Below are 17,833 nucleotides of genomic sequence, written 5' to 3'. Positions count from 1 at the left end.
AAGTTTCCGCATGTTCGAACTCGCCCAGTGCAATCTGGCTGTTTGCATGCGTGAAATAGACGGCTGCCGTCTTATGACCGCTTGCGAGCGCGTGATCGGTGGCGCGTTCGGCTTCGGCGTGCTGGGAGGCTGCCGCCAAGGCAATCGCCAGTGCGTGTGCGATGGCCGGATTGTCGGGCGATGCGTCCAACAGCTTGCGATAAAAGCCGACGGCTTCGTTTTGGCGTCCGAGCGCCGCAAGTGCAGCGACGTGTTGCGTGACCAGCTCCGCCGGGGCCTGTCCGGAAGCGCACAGCGGTGCAGCGATGACCAGCGCCTCGGCAGGGCGCTGGCGATCGTTGTAATAACGCGCAAGCAACAAGGCTGCGTGCGGCATGCGCTGGGCCGCGCGTTGTAATAGCGGGACCGCTTCGTCCTGACGTCCGCTGTTCAGCAGCAACTCGCCGAGCGTTGCCAGCGAGGGTGCCCAGCCCGGATCGACGGCCACGGCTTTGCGCAACAGCGCTTCGGCGCCTTCGTTATCGCCCAGCGCCAGTCGAACGCCACCGAGCAAGCGCAGTGCTTCAGCGTAGTCGGGATGTTGTTCGACGATCGCCTGGAGCCGATCGCGCGCGCCACGAAAATCGCCCGTTTGCAGCAACACGCCAACATGCCGCATGGCATCGAGAACGGTGGGCGATAAGTTGGACATTGGCTCGTGTGGTTGGGTTGGATGGTTATAGCGGTTGGCGAATCAGTGTTGCTTTGCCCGATGCATCGCGCTGGACGGTGATGTCGTAAAGCTTGCCGCGGAAGCTGATGTGACGAAGCCTCAGCGACTTCCATGATGGCGGAAGTTGCGGTGCGTAGGCAGCGTCCAGACCCTTGTCGTCGATGCGCAGGCCGGTGAAACCGTACACCATGCTTTGCACGAAGCCCGCCGACGTCGCAAGGATGTAGCCCGCGTTATTCGCCACCGTTTCGGTGCGCACGTTGAAGGGTGGTTTGAGGAATCCGACGAGATTGCGCTGGATCCAGTCCCCGGCTGATTTTGCGTCGCCCAGTTCCGAAGCGCCTACAGCGAGCATCACCATCATCATTTCGTTGGGATCGTCCCCGTGCACTTTCAGCTCGTGCAGCTGGAAGTCGAAGTCGTTGCGGCGCACGGCGTCGGACATCGATAGATCGAGGTTCGGATACATCAACCACGCCAGCGAGGAACCCATCCAGGTGATCTTGTCGTGCGGAACCGATTCGTCGAAATCGAGATGACGCTGTTCCTTATCCAGGAACGGGATGTACATCTTCGATGCAATCTCCGACCACTTCGGGTCTGCCGGTTGTCCCGTCAGTTTTGCCACGTCGATGGCGATAAGAAGTGCCTTGCGTGCGGCAGCGTTGGTGAACGAGTCGTTCGGCACGTCGTCATACGCTTCATCGGGCGAGGTGACATGCATGATTTCGTAGCGATCTTTCGCCGGGTTGTACGTCACCCGGCTCGCCCAGAATTCTGCGACGTCGTGAATCACCGGCCAACCGTATTGCTTGAGCCACGCCGTGTCGTTGCTGGCCAGGTAGTACTGCCATTGCGCGATGGCGATATCGGCGTTGACATGAATCTCGCGATACACACCGTACGCAAAGTGCGGTGTGTTATCGACGCCGGTCTGCGGATCGGCTTCCCACGGATACATCGTTCCCTTGGCGCCGTATTGAATCGCGCGTTCACGCGCCGGCTGCATGGTGCGGTTGCGGAACATTACGATGGGTTTGGCTCGTTCGGGATGCAACAGAAGCAATGCAGGAAACACCCAGGAATCGCTATCCCAGAACGCGTGCCCCGCATAGTTCGGCGTAAGCGCGCACGCGCCCATGGGCCACGCCGTACCGATGGTCGTGTTGGACAGCAAGTAATAGAGATCCGAATGAACCGCTTTCTGCACTTGCGGATCGCCGTCTATGACGATGTCGGATTTCCACAGCTCGTGCCATGCGGATTGATGCCTGCCCAGCAGCGTGTTGAAACCGGTTTGACGCGCCTGTTGCGCCAAAGCCACATCGTCTTTCGCTGTGCCACCCCAATCCTGACGCGACGCTGCCAGGTACTTCGTGAACGTGTAGGTCGTGCCCTTTTTTACTTTGGCGGTGATATGCAACGACAAGAGATCCGACGTCTTGTCGAGCTTTACGCTATCGACCGATAGCCCCGCCGGTAGCGCAATGGCCGCTGCTTCGGCCATGCTGAGGCCTTGCGCGGCACGACCATCGAGCCATAGCGTGAGCTGCTTGGTATCTCCATCGCTCGATTGGACTTGCGTATATCCCGGATACCACACCGCGGCGCGGTCGGGTGTGGGTATGGGTTTGTTGTCCAGGCTCTGTCCGCTCGCGATGACGGCAGCGATCATCTGATCGCCCGTCATGCTGCCGATCGGCAGGCGAGGTTGATATTCGGACCAGAGCCGAATTGGAAAGGTGAGTTCGACGTTGCCATCGAACTGCGGCGTGATGGAAATCTGCGTCGCCGCGAGATGGGGGTCGGCCTGACTGACGAAGGTAATCACCTGCACGTCGGTCTGTTTGTTCGCGTAATCGAAGCGATAACGCGTGGTGAGCGTGCCATCGTGCATGTCCAGCGTCTGCGAATAATCGGCGAAGATTTTTTTATCCAGACGCGTGGCGTTGAGCCAGCCGCCGCCAGGGTTGTAGTCGATCTCGCTCCAGCCGGGAATCGCGGCCGGACGTGCAATGTCGCCTTTGCTGTAATCCATGAAGGCAACCATGTACGCGCGATTGGGTTCCGTGCCGCGTGGCGACGTCATGGTGGAGAAATAACCGTTCGCCAGATAAGTGGGAAAGTAGCTGCCGAAGTTGTCGGCGGTACCCGTGAGAAGAAAGCTCGGATCGGTCGCGCTGAATGCGCTCGCAGCACATCCGCAGAGGGCGAGAAACAAACCAGTCATGCCCAGGTGGCGCAAAGTCATGGAAACTCCAGCGTTGATGCGTCGCACTTGCCCATCTTGCCGGCGCTATTTGGCGATGAGACGCGTAATGGATGCCGTCGCCTGGCCGATGCGGTCGGTTTCCCGTTTGAAGAGGAACAGCGTGACCAGGATTAGCAGCATCGGAACGAGCGAGAAATAAAAGGCGTGTATGCCATCGAAGCGTGAAAAGACGATGGCCGTAATGCGCGAGCCAAGTGTGCCGCCCAGCGCGGAAAAAATGACGATAAGACCAGTCATCGCCGCATGCGACGGTTTGGGCAACGAACTGAGTGCCACCGAATTGATGACGGGGTAGATCGGCGCCATCAGCAATCCGATTAACGGTATCAGATAGGCTGCAATCGGTGCATTGAACCAGCCGGCGTTTGCGCGTGCCGTGACGCCGTGCGCCAGTGGCAAGGTGAGCATCACCAGCAAGCCCATGCCGACCACGCACAGATTCAATAGGACGTACCAGGGCATGCGACGCAATACTTGACCCGCGGCAATGCGGCCGACCGCCGACGCGGCGGCAAGGATCGTCGACAGCTGAATACTCATGGTATTTGGCAGCTTGAGAATTTCATTATTGAACGTCGGTAGCCATGTGCTGAAGCTCTGCTCGATCAATACGTAAAGAAATGCCGATGCGAGAAAGACGTAGACCAGCGGCCGGAAGAACAGATGCATCATTTCTAGTAGCGAGCCGCGCATCGACTTGGTTTCTTTGCTGCGTGCTTCCGATTCGTCGAGTTGCGAGGTGGCAAGCAAGACGATCACCAGTACACAGATCGCTGCGAGCACCCAATAAACATTCAGCCACGACGGATTGGCTGGCGCACTGCGATCGACAAAGGCACTGAACAAGAAGCCGGCAATAAGAACGCCCACCATGAAGAGACCTTCAATGGTGTTAGTAAGTCGGCCGTGCTCGCTTCGATCGTTCGTCAGAAGCCCAATCGAGGAATACACGGAGACCTTGGTCAGCGCGAACGAAATGCCGACACAGGTGAAAAGTAATTCAGTGGTGTGGAAACTGGGATACAACGGCATCAGCACACATGCACACGCCACGATGCCAAGCGCGGTCATCATGGATCGGCGGTAACCCAGCAACGGAAGAAACGACGCGACCAGAAACGACGTGATCGCAATCGGAAGATCCTTGAATAGCTCGAGCAGACTCGCTTGCGGCTTGTCGACACCAAAGGTGGAAATCGATTGCAGGATGACCGGACCCACGCTGTTGAGCAGAATCGCGAAGACCATGTAGATCAACGCCAGCGCAGCGATCATGCGAAATCGATTCATGGTGACCGGCCTACCCGAGTAAATGCGTGGTCGAATACATCGTTGTCTCCGTCGCAGTCGATACGTGAGCCACGCATGGCAGGACCAACTTTACAACTCACGCGATCAGGAAAGACCATGGCCGGGTGTTTTCACACCCGGCCATGGGTGCCCCAGGGAGGGGAGGGCGATTAACACTGGAGCAAACGGTTTTCAGAAGTTGTATTTGATCTGGCCTTGAACCTCGCGGCCCATGATGGAGCGAGCCAGAATCACGCCGCCGGTGCTGGCAAAGCCAAACAGACGCGCGTTGCCTTCGGTGATGCCGATCTGGTTGGTCATGTTGGTGCCGGTGACGCTGTATTCCCAATGCTGTCCGACCATCGCCTGGACGCCGAAACTCAGGTCGTAGTAGCTGCCCAACGGCTGCTGTTCGATCAGGTCGCCGTAGCGGCTGCCCACGTACTCGTAGGTGAGCCATCCACGGATGCTGCCCCAGCTCGTCGGCAACGTGTAGGCCGGCCGCAGACGGAACTGCACGCGCGGCTGACGCTGCAAATACTTGCCATACATACTGGCGAATGCCGCCTCGCCCGACTGTGTCGTATACGGCTCCAGGCCGGTGTTGGAGTAGTAACCTTCCATGTAGTCGCCGCTCAACAACACGGTGAAGTTTTCGAACGGCTTGAACGTCGCCGACAGATTCAGGCCCTTGGTGTTGCTACCGTAGAGCAGCGAGATATTTTGGCCTGTCGGACCGATATAGCTGTACGGCACACCGAAGAACAGGCGGTGGTAGGCGCTGGCATCCAGATACACCCAACTGGACTGATACTTGAAGCCGATTTCCTGGTTATGAATCTTCTGCACCGGAACGCTGCCGGGGTACGCGCCGCGCAGATCGTCAAAGCCAGGGAAGTGCACGCCGTCATTGAGTCGTACGTACGCACTCATGTTCGGGGTGAACTCGTAGTTCGCACCAATGGTCCATGACGGCGCGGACTTTTTGTATTTGATGTAATTCAAGCCCGATGCGAGATATTGCGAATTGTTGTTGTACAAGGTGAGTGGATTGTCATCCAGATCGCCAGTAGCCGTATTCTGGATGCCGCCACTGAGCTGCTGGCGTTCCTCGCGGAAACCGGCGTCGAACAACCAGTTATCCAACTTCCAGCTATCGGTCAGGAAGAACGCGGTATTAAAGCCGTTCCATCGTTCCTGGATCGCCGTGCTCGGTCCGCTGACGAAGCCCTGCGGGCTGGCCAGCTGGTACGTGTTGCCGTTGGCATCGATGTCGACCGCGATCGGATTCGGATTGCTGATCGCCTGCAGCAGCATGTTGTTACCCAGGTACCACGTATCGTGATCGTTGTAGACCGCGGTGTAGTTGCCCAGGGTCAGCGTGTTGCCATCAAACAGTTCCTTGCTGACGTGGAACTCATTGCTGATCGTGGCGAGGCGCTTGTGTACGTACCAATAACCTTGCGTGGTGACGTTCTGGTTTAGGTTTGCCGCCTGTCCGTTGTTGGTGTAGGTGGCCGTGACCGGACTGCCCGCTGGCAAGTTGTTGGCAGTTTCTGCGCTCGCTATGTAACTGCTCAACGACTCCGGATTGGCCCCGGTGCTGAAGAACGAGATGGTGTTCATCTGTCCGCCGGTGAAACCGAGCTTGTTCGAGATCGACCAACCGTTGCCGAAATCCCAGTCGAAATTGCTGCCGAACGTATGGATGTCGGCGCCGCGCCCCTTCGCCAAGTTCAACGGAATGCCCCCGGGCGTGCAGCCCAGTGGGTGGCACGGCGAGACCTGGATCGTTTCGTATTGGTCGGCTTTGCTGCTAAACGTTCCGTAGAGTGGATCGAACCCTGGGTAATTGGAAAAATCACCCTTGTTGGGGTTCAAGATGGGTGTATCGGTCACGAACTGATTGTGGTCTTTGAGCGCGCGCGCGTAGAACATCAGCGAGCCGCTATCCCAGTCGCGCGTCAGCGTGGCGGCCAGAGAACCGCCTTGGTCGGCCGTGAATTGCGGATCGCGATAGTCATCGCGCCGCCACCAGCCACCTACGCTGCCGTACCAGTTGTTTGCAATCTTGAAACCAAGGAAGCCGTCTATGCGCTGCAAACCATCGGAGCCAGCCGTATAACCGATATCACCGGACGGTACGTCGGTGCCTTCCTTCTGGATAAGGTTTACCGTGGCACCCGGCTGACCTGGGCCGTAGAGCACTGCGGGGCCGCCTTGCACAACTTCCACGCGATCGATCGTATCGTCAGGAATACGCGTCAACGACGAGTTATCCAGGAAGGATAGCGCCATGGGATAGAGTGGCGAGCCGTTCATCAGGAACGTGACGTAAGGTGCGTCGCCGCCGCCCGGGAAGCCCGCGACTTCGATATTCGCACCGGTCTGGCCGCCGGAGGATTCCGGGAAAATGCCCGGCGATGCTTTCAGCAGATCGGCTGCGCTGACGGGGTTGGATTCCTTGATCTCTTGAGAGGACATGGAGGTGATCGAATAGGCTGCATCGATCTTCTTCACGCCGCCCATCGTCGCCGTGCCTGTCACGACGACTTGTTCCAGGGTCGAGGCATTTTTCGCATTCGCCGCTTGCTGCGCACCGGGGCTTGCCGGTGGCGTTGTGCTGGCGGGTGCCGTTGTGGTGGTCGAACTTTGCGTGGACGTTGTCTGACTGGTCTGCTGGGCATACACGGCGCCGGACATCAGCGTGGCCGCGATCGCCGCTGGTAGTGCTAAACGAGTTAGAGACTTGCTGTTCATCGATCGTTCTCCCCAAACGGTTTTTGTAGATGTTTGCGTGGCGTAAACCACGTCTGCTGTTGGCCGCGTTATGTCTTGAACAAGCTGATGTCGAACGCGGCGACGTTCGGCAACAGCACGTCTGCTCCGGCCAACGCTTGCGCGTGACCAATTCCCACCGCTTTCATCCCTGCTGAGTGGATGCTGGCAATGCCTGCCGCGGCGTCTTCCACGCCGAGGCATTCGCTCGGTGCCAGACCGAGGCCGCGTGCGGCGGCAAGGAAAATTTCAGGATCGGGTTTGGCGCGATGGATGTGGTTGGCGTCCACCACGTAATCGAAAAGATCGGCGATGCCGAGTCGTTCCAGCAAAAGCGATGCATTGCGGCTGGCAGAAGCCAGCGCCGTCTTCAATCCGGCGCGACGCACCGATTCGATCGCTTTTTGTGCGCCTGGCAACAAATTTTGCGGGCCGAAGCGTTCGATCTGTTCGCGGTAATAGTTGTTCTTGCGCGTAGCGAGGGCTTCTTTTTCGTCTTCGGAAAACGCGCGCGGCGATTTCTCCAGAAGAATATCGAGCGAGCCGCGGCGATCGACGCCTTTCAACCGTTCGCCCACGGTATCGTCGAACGGAATACCTACTTCCGATGCGAGCTTCTGCCAAGCCGCGTGATGCACCACGGCAGTGTCGGCGATGACACCATCGAGATCGAAAATGACTCCCTTCAATAGTGGCGACGGTAAAGCAGTAGCTTGCAGCGGCATGCTGACGGTCTGTCTCGGGCTTAATACCAAAAGCTTTCCGTGATGCAGAATTTCCGTTGACGTACCTTCGCGCAGAAGGTAGTCCACACCATTTTTCGTGACGGACACGCGAATATGACTGTTCTGCCAGCGTATGCCGAATTGATAACCGCGCCACGCGGCAGGAAGCGCCGGCGCGAACGATGGGCGTCCATTCACGGAACGCATGCCACCAAATCCCCACGCGAAGGCAAGCCAACTGCCTGCCATGGCAGCCATATGCACGCCGTGCGACGTGTTGCCGTGCAGGTTGTCCAAGTCAACGCGCAGTGTATCGAGGAAATACTTGTACGCCTTGTCGGCGTAACCCACCTCGGCGGCAACGATGCTGAACGTGGAGGCCGACAGCGTGGAATCGTGCACGGTGACGCCTTCGTAGTAATCGAAGTTGCGGCGTTTGCTGTCTTTGTCGATGGCGTTGCCGGCCAGCACAAACGCCTGCAACACGTCGGCCTGCTTGCACACTTGGTGGCGATAGATGGTGAGCGGATGCAACTGCAGCAGCAACGGACGATGACCGTGGTTGCCATGTTGTGCAATGGCGAGTCGGGGCTTGTCGAGAAAATCGTCGTCCTGCGGAAAGATGTTCAGCGCAGGGTCGACCGGGAGATACATCGCATCCGCAGCGGATAGCCACCCGGCGATTTCTTTTTCCGAGAGATGGATGGCTGCGGCGATGCGCGCGAATTCGTCCGGGCGATCATTCGCCAACTGTGCGGCAACCACGGCGGCGTAACGCAGATGCTGCTGCGCCATGTGATTGGTGTAGTAGTTGTTGTCGACCAGCGCGGTGTATTCGTCTGGACCTGTCACCTGGCAAATGCAGAAGGCGTTGCCGCGGCGCGGGTTGTAGGTGCCGGCCTGCAGCCAGATACGCGCCGTCTCGAACAGCACTTCCGCGCCGCCGTCGACGAGCAAGTCGGTGTCGCCGGTGGCGTCGACATACAGTCGTATCGCGAACGCGATGGCGCCATTGATGTGGTATTGCGCCGAGCCGGAAGGGAAGTAAGCGGAACATTCGTCGCCGCTGATGGTTCGCCATGCATACAGCGCGCCGAGCGGGTGATTCATTTCACGTGCGTGAGCGCGCGCGCGATCCAGCGTGTTCACGCGGTACTGGAGCATGCTGCGCGCCTGTTCCGGCGACGTGAGTGCCAATACCGGAAGAATAAAGGCTTCGGCATCCCAGAAATAATGACCTTCGTAGCCTTCGCCGGTCAGTCCTTTCGCGGCAGCGCTTCCGCTTCCGTCGCGTCCGGTCGATTGCAGCAGATGGAATAGATTGAAGCGCAGCGCTTGCTCAATGTCGGGAGCACCGTCGATCGACAAATCGACTTCGCGCCAGAATGTGTCGCAGGCGTCGGCCTGGTCCGCACGATGGGCATCGAAGCTTTGCGAGAGTGCGTTTTCCAGCGTTGCGGTGACGTTGTGCAGCAACGCGGTTTCCGAGTCCTTGCCTTCCGGTTGGCTCCACGCATAGGCAACATACTTTTCCAGCACCACGCTGTCGCGCGGTTGCATGTCCGCGGTGTAATGCTGCTGTACACCTTGTCCGTCTTCGAGGATCGCGCGAGCGAAATGCAAACCCTGCGCAATGCGGTGACGTTGCCCGCTGGCGAGCCGGATATGGCTGTTGCGCGTGCGCTGGCAGATCGACGCGAGCATTTCATCGGCGTCGGAGGCGGTGATACTCAACCCGCCTTCGATGCGCGCGCCGATGCGCGGATCGTCGCCTTGTGCAGCAGCGACGTTGTTGGCGACCAGGGCCGATTCCAGGGTAATGGGGCCGCTGTAGTCAGTAGAGGTGACGCGAAAGCGGATGCACACGAGGGAGTGCGTGTGCAGGGGTACGATCCGCTCCGCGTCGAACTGCAAAGTCACGCCGGTGGGAGAGCGCCAGTGCAGTGTTCGTTGCAGACAACCGGCCTTTAGATCGAGCGTTTGCTCGAACGCCAGCCATTCGCCTTCGTTGAGATCCACCAGGGTTTCGCCCAGGCGTACATCGATGCGCGTGCCGTCGGGGACGGGCACGCGTGTGTCGGTGGTACGGGCGAAACCGGGAAAACGTTCGTGATATTCGATCGGGGTGCGTTCCCACACCCCGGTAAGAAAAGTGCCCTGGGTCGGACTGCGGCCTTCTTCCAGACCACCGCGCACGCCCAGCGTGCCGTTGGCGAGCGCAAACAGGCTTTCGAGCCTGGCTTGCTCGCTTTCGGTCGGGCGATGCGCAATCACCATCCGCCAGGGATCGGTCGATGCCTGGGGTGCCGTCTCCGTGGCATGCGATGGCACATCGTGGCTGAGCACGCTTTCTCCCCTTGGCATCTTCTACTTGATCTTTTCGTAGGCCCCGAGGGGCTGTCGGGGCCGAGCATAAGAGTGAATGATATCGATATCAAGATATCGATATCATTGATGCAAAGCACCATTTGAAGCCAAGGATGAGAAGGGGGTGTGTGGCAGGGAATTGGACGTCTCGACGGCCACAGGCCACACTTGCCCTCGCACCGCCCACCGTCATTCGAAGGTCTGCCGCTTGACGCACACCAAGAAGAAACAACCCGTCGCGCAACGACCCAGCCTGACCATGGCGGATCTGGCCGAGCTGGCGGGGGTCTCCAAGATCACGGTCTCCCGTGCATTGAGCGAAAGCCCGCTGGTGAATGCCGAGACACGCGAGCGCGTGCAGGCGTTGGCGCGCAAGCACGGGTACAAACTCAATGTCAGTGCACGCAATCTGCGCTTGCGGCGCAGTCACACCGTGGCGGTGATCGTGGAGATGAAGCCGTCATCGGGACGCACGATGTGGGATCCCTATCCGCTATCGCTGCTCGGCGGTATTTCGCAGGAACTCACTTCGGCCGGCTACAGTGTTCTGCTCACCACGCGGCAAGGCGCCACCGATGCGCCGGTGCAGGCGGCCGACGGTCTGATTCTGCTTGGTCAGGGCGCGCACCAGGATGCGGTGCGTTTCTACGACCGGCTCGGTATGCCCATGGTGGTGTGGGGTGCTGCCGAACAGGGTGGCGACAACCATATCGTGGTGGGTAGCGATAACCGCCAGGGCGGCATCAGTGCGGCCGAGCGTTTCATTTCCATTGGGCGACGCCATCCGGTGTTCATCGGTAATCCCGATCACCCGGAGATGGCGCAGCGTCTGTTCGGATTTGTCGACGAGCTGGCCAACCACGGCATCAAGCCGTTGTTATTGCGCCGGGCGGACTTTACGTTGGAATCGGGCATTGAAGCCGTGCGCTCGTTGTGGGAGCGCAAGGTCCGTTTCGATTCCATTTTTGCGTGCAGCGACTTGCTGGCGATGGGGGCGATTCGTGCGCTGGTAGAGCTCGGCCAGTCGGTGCCGAACGATGTATCCGTCATCGGCTATGACGACACGCCTCTGGGCGCGAGTTTTCTGCCGCCGTTGAGTACGGTGCGTCAGAACTGGCAGGAAGGTGGCGTATTGCTCGCGCGCAAAGTGCTCGCGCAGATTCACGGGCATTCGGTGCAATCGCAGATGATGGCCACGACGTTGGTGGTGCGTGCGACCTAAAGGTGGCCTTGCATCAGCTCATGCCGTCGGTTCAATGCGAACGGGTGGCGTCAGCACCAACCTGAAACAGCTTCCGCCGCCGGCCACGCGCACGTATTCCAGGACGGCCTGATTGGCTTCCGCCATTTGCTTGGCAAGGTACAGTCCCAGGCCGGTGCCGTATTCGTGCGTGGTGTAGAACGGCTCGAAGATCTGCGCGGCGACCTTCGGTGCGATACCGGGGCCACGATCGATCACTTCCAGAATCGGTACGCCATGTTCGCCGTGCCGCACGACCACCATGACGCGTGCCGGCTCGCCCGGCATGCGTCCATAGCGCAATGCGTTCTGTACGAGATTCCAGATCACCTGCTGCAATTGCTGGGGGTCGGCGACGGCGGCGACCGGTGCGGGACTGTTGTCGATCACGCGCAGCGAATCGGCCCCCAGATCGTTACCTTGCCGGTATTCCTCGACAAAACTGTGCGACCAATCGCCGAGGTTGAGCGTCTCCGGACGCGAGCGCTCGCGTCGCGACAGCTGCAGGATATTCTCGATGATCTCGTTCAAGCGGCTGCAGTGATTGTTGATGATCTCCACCATGCGCAAATCGGTGGGATTCATCTCCGTCGATTCGGCGAGTAGCTGCGCCGAATAACGAATGGCCGCGAGCGGGTTGCGAATCTCATGCGCGATCGATGCGGAAAGTCGGCCCAACGAACTGAGCGTCAGTTCTTCTGCACGACGTGAAACTAGCGACGTGTCATCGAGGAAGATCAGCACCAGCGAATCGTCATTCGGTGCCAGTCGGCTGAAGCGCGGCACCACTTCGGGCATGCCATCGGCAAGTTGTGTCGCCATTTCGTCGAGCTTGCCCGACGTAATCCAGTGATAAAGGCGGCGCGACAGTTCCGGCGCCACGCGGCCCAGGTCGCGCTGATCGGAGGACGGATTGCCCAGCAGCATCCACGCCGATTCGTTGATCTGGTGAATGCGATTGGCATCGTCCACCAGCAATACGCCCGTCTTCATGCGACGAATGATCAGCTCGTTGACCTGCGCCAGGTTGACCAGGTCGATGCTGCGTTGTTCAGCCAACGCTTCGCTCGCGCGCAATTGACGACCAAGCACATTGCAAAGCACGACGATCGCGAAATAGGCCATGCCGAACAGGCCCGATTCCAGAAAGTCGCGATCGTCCGTGGTTGCAAGATGCGGCAGATTAAGCAGTGCTCGTCCCAGTACACCGAGTGTCGCGAGCGCTGCCAGGAATAACGCCAACCGCAGCGGCAACAGCAGTGCGCCTGCCGCGAGGTTCACCGCGAGCATCATGGCGATGCCGATGCGGGCATCGTTCATGGCGCTAATGGCCAGAACGGCGGCGACGATGTCGACCAGTAGCGTGGTGAGAATCGCCAGCCAGCCCAGCGTTCGTGTCACATGCGTGACAGACACGATGGCGATGGCGAACAGCACATACAGCACGGCGACGATGCGCGCCAGGCCGATGTTGTCCAGGTGCGGCCAACCCACGCCGACCGGCGTGAAGGCGAGTCCGACGTAAACCAGCCCCTGCGCCAGCCTGAAATAATTCAGGAACAGCAATTCGTGGCGCGTGGTCGTGCTGTTGGTGGTGTCGGTCAGCGCGCGATTGGTCACAGGTTGTGGCACTCGGCAACGGGGGGCGGTTCAGTGTATCGGCAGGTGAGCCGCACCCGCCATGGGTGGCGGGTACGAAACCTTTTGCGGCCAAGGACTTGGCCTGCCCCTTTCCATTGGGTCCGCCTGCTGCGAAAATACCGGGCCGTATTGCGCGGTTTTCGTCATGTCGATGCATGGCTGCAGCGCACTGCACGCCGGCAGTGCCGTATCACCGCCGTTCGTCGTCCCCGCCTGTGCCGCTGCCATCGCGCAGGCCTGATCTTTCCCCATTCACTCGAGGTATCGAATGAATTTCCACGAGTACCAGGCTAAAGAGCTGTTCGCGCACTACGGCATCGCCGTACCGCCGGGCAAAGTCGCCAATTCCCCCGACGCCGCTGTCGACGCCGCCAAGCACCTTGGTGGTTCGCAATGGATGGTCAAGGCCCAGATCCACGCAGGTGGTCGCGGCAAGGCCGGCGGTGTCAAGTTCTGCAAGAGCCTGGATGACGTCCATGCCGCTGCCAAGGGCATGCTGGGCAAGAGCATGGAAACCTACCAGTCCGCCGGCCGCGCGTTGCCGGTGAACCTGGTGCTGGTTACCGATGCCACGAATATCGCCAAGGAGCTGTATCTGTCGATTTTGGTCGACCGCGACAGCAAGGCCGTCACCTTCATCGCCTCCAAGCATGGCGGCGTGGACATCGAACAGGTGGCCAAGGAAACTCCGGACGATATCCACACCATCGTGGTGGACTTCGTCGAAGGCCTGCAGCCCTATCAGTGCCGCCAGCTCGGCTTCGCGATGGATTTGAATGCCAAGCAGGTGACGCAGCTGACCAAGATCATGCTGGGCCTGTACAAGCTGTTCAACGAGAAAGACCTCTCGCTGGTCGAGCTCAACCCGCTGGCCATTCTCGAAGACGGCAACCTCGCCGCCCTCGACGGCAAGGTCAATTCCGACGACAACGCCGAATTTCGTCATCCGGATTTGGCGAAAATGCGCGACCTCACGCAGGAGGACGCCGCCGAAGCGGCTGCCGTGCAGCACAACCTCAACTACGTGACCATGGACGGCAACATCGGCTGCATGGTCAACGGCGCGGGTCTGGCCATGGCGACCATGGACGTGATCAAGCTGGCAGGCGGTGAGCCGGCCAACTTCCTCGATGTGGGTGGCGGCGCGACGAAAGAGCGCGTCACCGAAGCATTCAAGCTGATTCTTTCCTCCGACAAGGTGAAGGCCATCCTGGTCAACATCTTCGGCGGCATCGTTCGCTGCGACCTGATCGCCGAAGGCATCATCGCCGCGGTGAAGGAAGTGGGTCTGAAGATTCCGGTGGTGGTGCGCCTGCAGGGCACCAACGTGGAGAAGGGCCGCGAACTGCTGGCCAACTCCGGTCTGGCGATTACGCCGGCTGACGATCTCAACGACGCGGCGAAGAAAGCCGTGGCCGCCGCGAAGTGAGGAGCATCTAAGTCATGAGCGTTCTCGTTAATAAAAACACCAAGGTGATCGTGCAGGGCTTCACCGGCCAGCAGGGCACCTTCCACGCCGAACAGGCGATCGACTACGGCACCAAGGTGGTCGGCGGCGTCACGCCGGGCAAGGGCGGTACCGAGCACATCGGTCTGCCGGTCTTCAACAGCGTGGCCGAAGCCGTCGACGAAACCGGTGCCGATGCGTCGGTGATCTTCGTGCCGCCGCCGTTCGCAGCCGATTCGATCATGGAAGCGATCGACGCCGGCGTGCGCGTCATCGTCACCATCACCGAAGGCATCCCGGTGCTGGACATGCTGCGCGTGAAGAACGTGCTGGCACAACATCCGGAAACCGTGCTGATCGGGCCGAACTGCCCCGGCATCATCACCCCGGGCGAATGCAAGATCGGCATCATGCCGGGCCACATCCACAAGCCGGGCAAGGTCGGCATCGTGTCGCGTTCCGGCACGCTGACGTACGAAGCCGTGTTCCAGACCACCAACGAAGGCCTGGGCCAGTCCACCTGTATCGGTATCGGTGGCGACCCGATCAACGGCCTGAACTTCATCGACTGCCTGAAGCTGTTCCAGGACGATCCGCAGACCGAAGGCATCATCATGGTCGGTAAAATCGGTGGCAGCGCAGAGGAAGAAGCCGCTGAGTTCATTGGCGAATACGTCAAGAAGCCGGTGGTGTCCTTCATCGCAGGCGCGTCGGCTCCGGCCGGCAAACGCATGGGCCATGCTGGCGCCATCATCTCCGGCGGCAAGGGTACGGCTGCTGCCAAGTTTGCGGCGCTGGAAAAGGCGGGCGTGACGACGGTGAAGTCGCCGGCCGACCTGGGCAAGACCCTGGCTGGGTTATTGAAGAAGAAGTAATCCTTATCGCTTCGGCGATAGGCAAAGGGCCGCGGAAACGCGGCCCTTTTTTTGCTTTTGCCGTCATTCCAGCTTTCGCTGGAATGACGAGCAAAGGCCAAAAAAGCGTGGCCTGAAACATGGCGGACACACAAAGTCAATCGACAAACGACGACTTTCGTGTCAGCGTAAACATCTACGCATGACGCATTGGGGGATGCTCGCATGGCTGCAGAGTCACGTCCGCCGTTCATCTACTCACCCGGGTCGCCGCTGATGCACCCGACGCTCGCGCTGGATCAGGCGCGCCTCTACGGGTTCTGGGTTCCCGGGGATCTGGAGAAACTTCAGGCGAGTGTGGATCGCACGCTCAACGCATGCAGTCGCGGGGAAATCCATTTTACGGTGCTCACGCATTACGTGCTTTTGAGCTTTGCCGAAATCACGCATGCGCACAGCGATTATCCCGTCGATCTCGTCAAGGGCTGGGGCAAGGAAGTCGACATCGTCGCCTGGGTGATGATTGGCGGGACGAGGCCCGGTGAAGTCTTCCCGACGTTCTACGCGTATCCATTACACATCTGGGTCGACGATTGCATGGCGCTCATCAACGGGCGCGAATTGTACGGCTATCCCAAATACGAATGTTCGTATGCGATGCCCGGGCCGGACCAGCCGCCCTCGACATTTCGACTCGCGGCAAAAGGCTTCCAGCCGTATTCGATGGAAACGAAATTGGCGGTCCATCCGCTGGTCGATCTGAATGCAACCGCCGGTGTGACGGATGAGCCTGCCAAAGATGTTCTGGCGTGGCGCGAAGGTCTGATTTCGTGCATGCACGAAACACCCGGCTTCTGGGATACACACCCGGCGTGGCGAAAGAAATTCGACGAATGGTTCGATTTCTTTCCCGGCGTCGATCAGATTTTTCTCAAGCAATTTCCTGATGGCAGCGGTCATCGTGCCGTGTATCAGGCGATTGTCGTTGCATCGGCGAAGGTCAAGGAAATTCGCAAACTGTCGCTGCTGAGTGGTCGCTACGATCTTACGCTGCACCCGTTCGAGAGTTTTCCGCTCCATCACACGCTGGGCTGGGTCATCGGCGAACAGCAGGCGCATTGCGGCTTTTATCTCGAATTCGATTTCGAAGTGAAGGAAGGCATCGAGCTTGTCGACAACTCCAAATTGGATCAGGAGCACTCGTAATGGCGACACAACCTCAGCGCATCGCCATTCTCGGTGGCGGTGTCGGTGCGATGACGGCGGCATTCTGGTTGACAAGCAACGATAACTGGCAAGAGAAGTATCAAATCGATGTGTACCAAATGGGTTGGCGTCTTGGCGGCAAGGGCGCCAGCGGCCGCAATGCCGACATCGCGCAGCGCATCGAGGAGCACGGGCTGCACATCTGGTTCGGTTTCTACGACAACGCCTTCAACCTGATGCAGCAGACGTATGCCGAACTCGGCAGGCCGCCTGAAAGTCCGTTGGCGGCGTGGACGGACGCGTTCAAGCCGCAGCATTACGTATGCCTGTCCGAATTGATCGAAAGCACCTGGCGCGTTTGGCCCATCGAAACTCCGGAGTTGCCCGGCACACCCGGTACGCCACGAGAACCGCAAACGGTCGAGGCCATCATCGCGGATCTGCTGGACTGGCAGCGTTCGTGGTTCGAGTCGTGGGCGGTCGCTTACTTCGAACATCACGGGCGGCCGTTCCGTATGGGAGAACACCGCGAAAGCCGCTTGCGCGATCTCATCACGGCAGCGCACGCAGGGCTGAAGGCGTATGAAGATGTGGGCGATCCGATCGTCGTGGCGGCCAAAGCGCGAGACCTTGCGCGATTGGCAGCGCAATCCCCCAAGCCAAGCGACCCCAAAGATTCGGTGTGGCCGGATGTATTGAAGCTGCTGCAAGAGTTGCAGCATGCGTTGCACGATGTCGGTCAACTTTTCGGCAACCCGGATACGTGGTCCGACGATTGGCGCCGTTTGTATCTTGCACTCGACCTGTCGCTGGCCGTCGGCATCGGCATGATCGCGGATGATGTCGTCGGTAAAGGTTTCGAGGCCATCAACCATATCGATTTCCGCGCGTGGATGACGCGCAATGGTGCGCAGCCCGTGAGCGTCGATGGCGCACCCGTGCGCGGTTTCTACGATCTCGTGTTCGCGTACAAGAACGGCGATCCGGATCAGCCGAACATTGAGGCGGGAACGATGCTGCGGGGCATGCTCAAGGTGGGTCTCGGGTATCGCGGCGCGTTGATGTACAAGATGCAGGCTGGCATGGGCGACGTCGTTTTTGCGCCAATCCATGAAGTACTCAAGCGTCGCGGCGTACGCTTTCATTACTTTCATAAACTTTGCGAGTTGCGTGCAGACGCGAGCAGCCAACACGTCGCTGAAATCGAACTCGAGCAGCAGGTACGTTTGGTCGGCGACGATTACGACCCGCTTGTGAATGTCAACGACTTGCCATGTTGGCCGTCCCAACCGCTTTACAAT

Annotated in this window: 11 protein-coding genes; 5 read left to right on the top strand and 6 right to left on the bottom strand. The window is 59.4% G+C overall.

From position 1 onward, the window contains the following. The 5 genes from VK725_RS11365 to pgmB form a co-directional block, all read right to left on the bottom strand. Positions 1-691: tetratricopeptide repeat protein (locus tag VK725_RS11365; protein ID WP_325318167.1), on the bottom strand; the 691-nt coding region annotated here is incomplete at its 3' end. A gap of 25 nt (positions 692-716) precedes the next feature. Beyond that, positions 717-2,963 (bottom strand): glycosyl hydrolase family 95 catalytic domain-containing protein, encoded by a 2,247-nt coding sequence (locus tag VK725_RS11360; protein ID WP_325318166.1) that lies wholly within the window; start codon positions 2,961-2,963, stop codon positions 717-719. A 45-nt stretch (positions 2,964-3,008) separates the two neighbouring features. Next, complete coding sequence (locus VK725_RS11355; protein WP_325318165.1) at positions 3,009-4,274, bottom strand: MFS transporter; 1,266 nt, start codon at positions 4,272-4,274, stop codon at positions 3,009-3,011. 192 nt (positions 4,275-4,466) lie between these two features. After that, positions 4,467-7,034, bottom strand: coding sequence for a TonB-dependent receptor (locus tag VK725_RS11350; RefSeq protein WP_325318164.1), 2,568 nt, complete (start codon positions 7,032-7,034; stop codon positions 4,467-4,469). Positions 7,035-7,102: 68 nt separating this feature from the next. Continuing rightward, a complete protein-coding gene (gene pgmB, locus VK725_RS11345) occupies positions 7,103-10,123 on the bottom strand; it encodes a beta-phosphoglucomutase (RefSeq protein WP_325318163.1) in 3,021 nt (1,006 codons plus the stop codon). Between the two features lie 280 nt (positions 10,124-10,403). Between pgmB and VK725_RS11340 the strand changes: the two genes are divergently transcribed. Beyond that, on the top strand, positions 10,404-11,366 hold the full coding sequence (locus VK725_RS11340; RefSeq protein WP_325318168.1) for a LacI family DNA-binding transcriptional regulator: 963 nt from the start codon (positions 10,404-10,406) through the stop codon (positions 11,364-11,366). Positions 11,367-11,384: 18 nt separating this feature from the next. Here VK725_RS11340 and VK725_RS11335 read toward each other — a convergent pair whose 3' ends face one another. Beyond that, positions 11,385-13,004, bottom strand: coding sequence for a sensor histidine kinase (locus tag VK725_RS11335; RefSeq protein ID WP_325318162.1), 1,620 nt, complete (start codon positions 13,002-13,004; stop codon positions 11,385-11,387). A gap of 289 nt (positions 13,005-13,293) precedes the next feature. On the opposite strand from VK725_RS11335, the gene sucC reads away from it, so the two are divergent. From sucC to VK725_RS11315, 4 genes are all read left to right on the top strand, one after another. After that, complete coding sequence (gene sucC / locus VK725_RS11330; protein ID WP_325318161.1) at positions 13,294-14,454, top strand: ADP-forming succinate--CoA ligase subunit beta; 1,161 nt, start codon at positions 13,294-13,296, stop codon at positions 14,452-14,454. Between the two features lie 14 nt (positions 14,455-14,468). After that, complete coding sequence (sucD, locus tag VK725_RS11325; protein WP_325318160.1) at positions 14,469-15,347, top strand: succinate--CoA ligase subunit alpha; 879 nt, start codon at positions 14,469-14,471, stop codon at positions 15,345-15,347. A 204-nt stretch (positions 15,348-15,551) separates the two neighbouring features. Beyond that, positions 15,552-16,532 carry an acetoacetate decarboxylase family protein gene (locus VK725_RS11320; protein WP_325318159.1) on the top strand — a complete coding sequence of 327 codons (981 nt, stop codon included), beginning with the start codon at positions 15,552-15,554 and terminating at the stop codon, positions 16,530-16,532. After that, positions 16,532-17,833 (top strand): NAD(P)-binding protein (locus tag VK725_RS11315; RefSeq protein WP_325318158.1); only part of this gene is annotated, 1,302 nt, incomplete at its 3' end. The genes VK725_RS11320 and VK725_RS11315, both read left to right, overlap by 1 nt.

The sequence above is a fragment of the Dyella sp. genome (assembly GCF_035486915.1).
Taxonomy (GTDB): Bacteria; Pseudomonadota; Gammaproteobacteria; order Xanthomonadales; family Rhodanobacteraceae; genus Dyella_B.
This window is presented reverse-complemented; position numbering and strand designations above follow the sequence as displayed.

Excerpts from the sequence above, each read along its gene's own strand:
- VK725_RS11360 (WP_325318166.1), bottom strand. The coding sequence starts at position 2,963 with ATGACTTTGCGCCACCTGGGCATGACTGGTTTGTTTCTCGCCCTCTGC.
- VK725_RS11355 (WP_325318165.1), bottom strand. The coding sequence starts at position 4,274 with ATGAATCGATTTCGCATGATCGCTGCGCTGGCGTTGATCTACATGGTC.
- VK725_RS11350 (WP_325318164.1), bottom strand. The coding sequence starts at position 7,034 with ATGAACAGCAAGTCTCTAACTCGTTTAGCACTACCAGCGGCGATCGCG.
- VK725_RS11340 (WP_325318168.1), top strand. The coding sequence starts at position 10,404 with ATGGCGGATCTGGCCGAGCTGGCGGGGGTCTCCAAGATCACGGTCTCC.
- sucC (WP_325318161.1), top strand. The coding sequence starts at position 13,294 with ATGAATTTCCACGAGTACCAGGCTAAAGAGCTGTTCGCGCACTACGGC.
- sucD (WP_325318160.1), top strand. The coding sequence starts at position 14,469 with ATGAGCGTTCTCGTTAATAAAAACACCAAGGTGATCGTGCAGGGCTTC.
- VK725_RS11320 (WP_325318159.1), top strand. The coding sequence starts at position 15,552 with ATGGCTGCAGAGTCACGTCCGCCGTTCATCTACTCACCCGGGTCGCCG.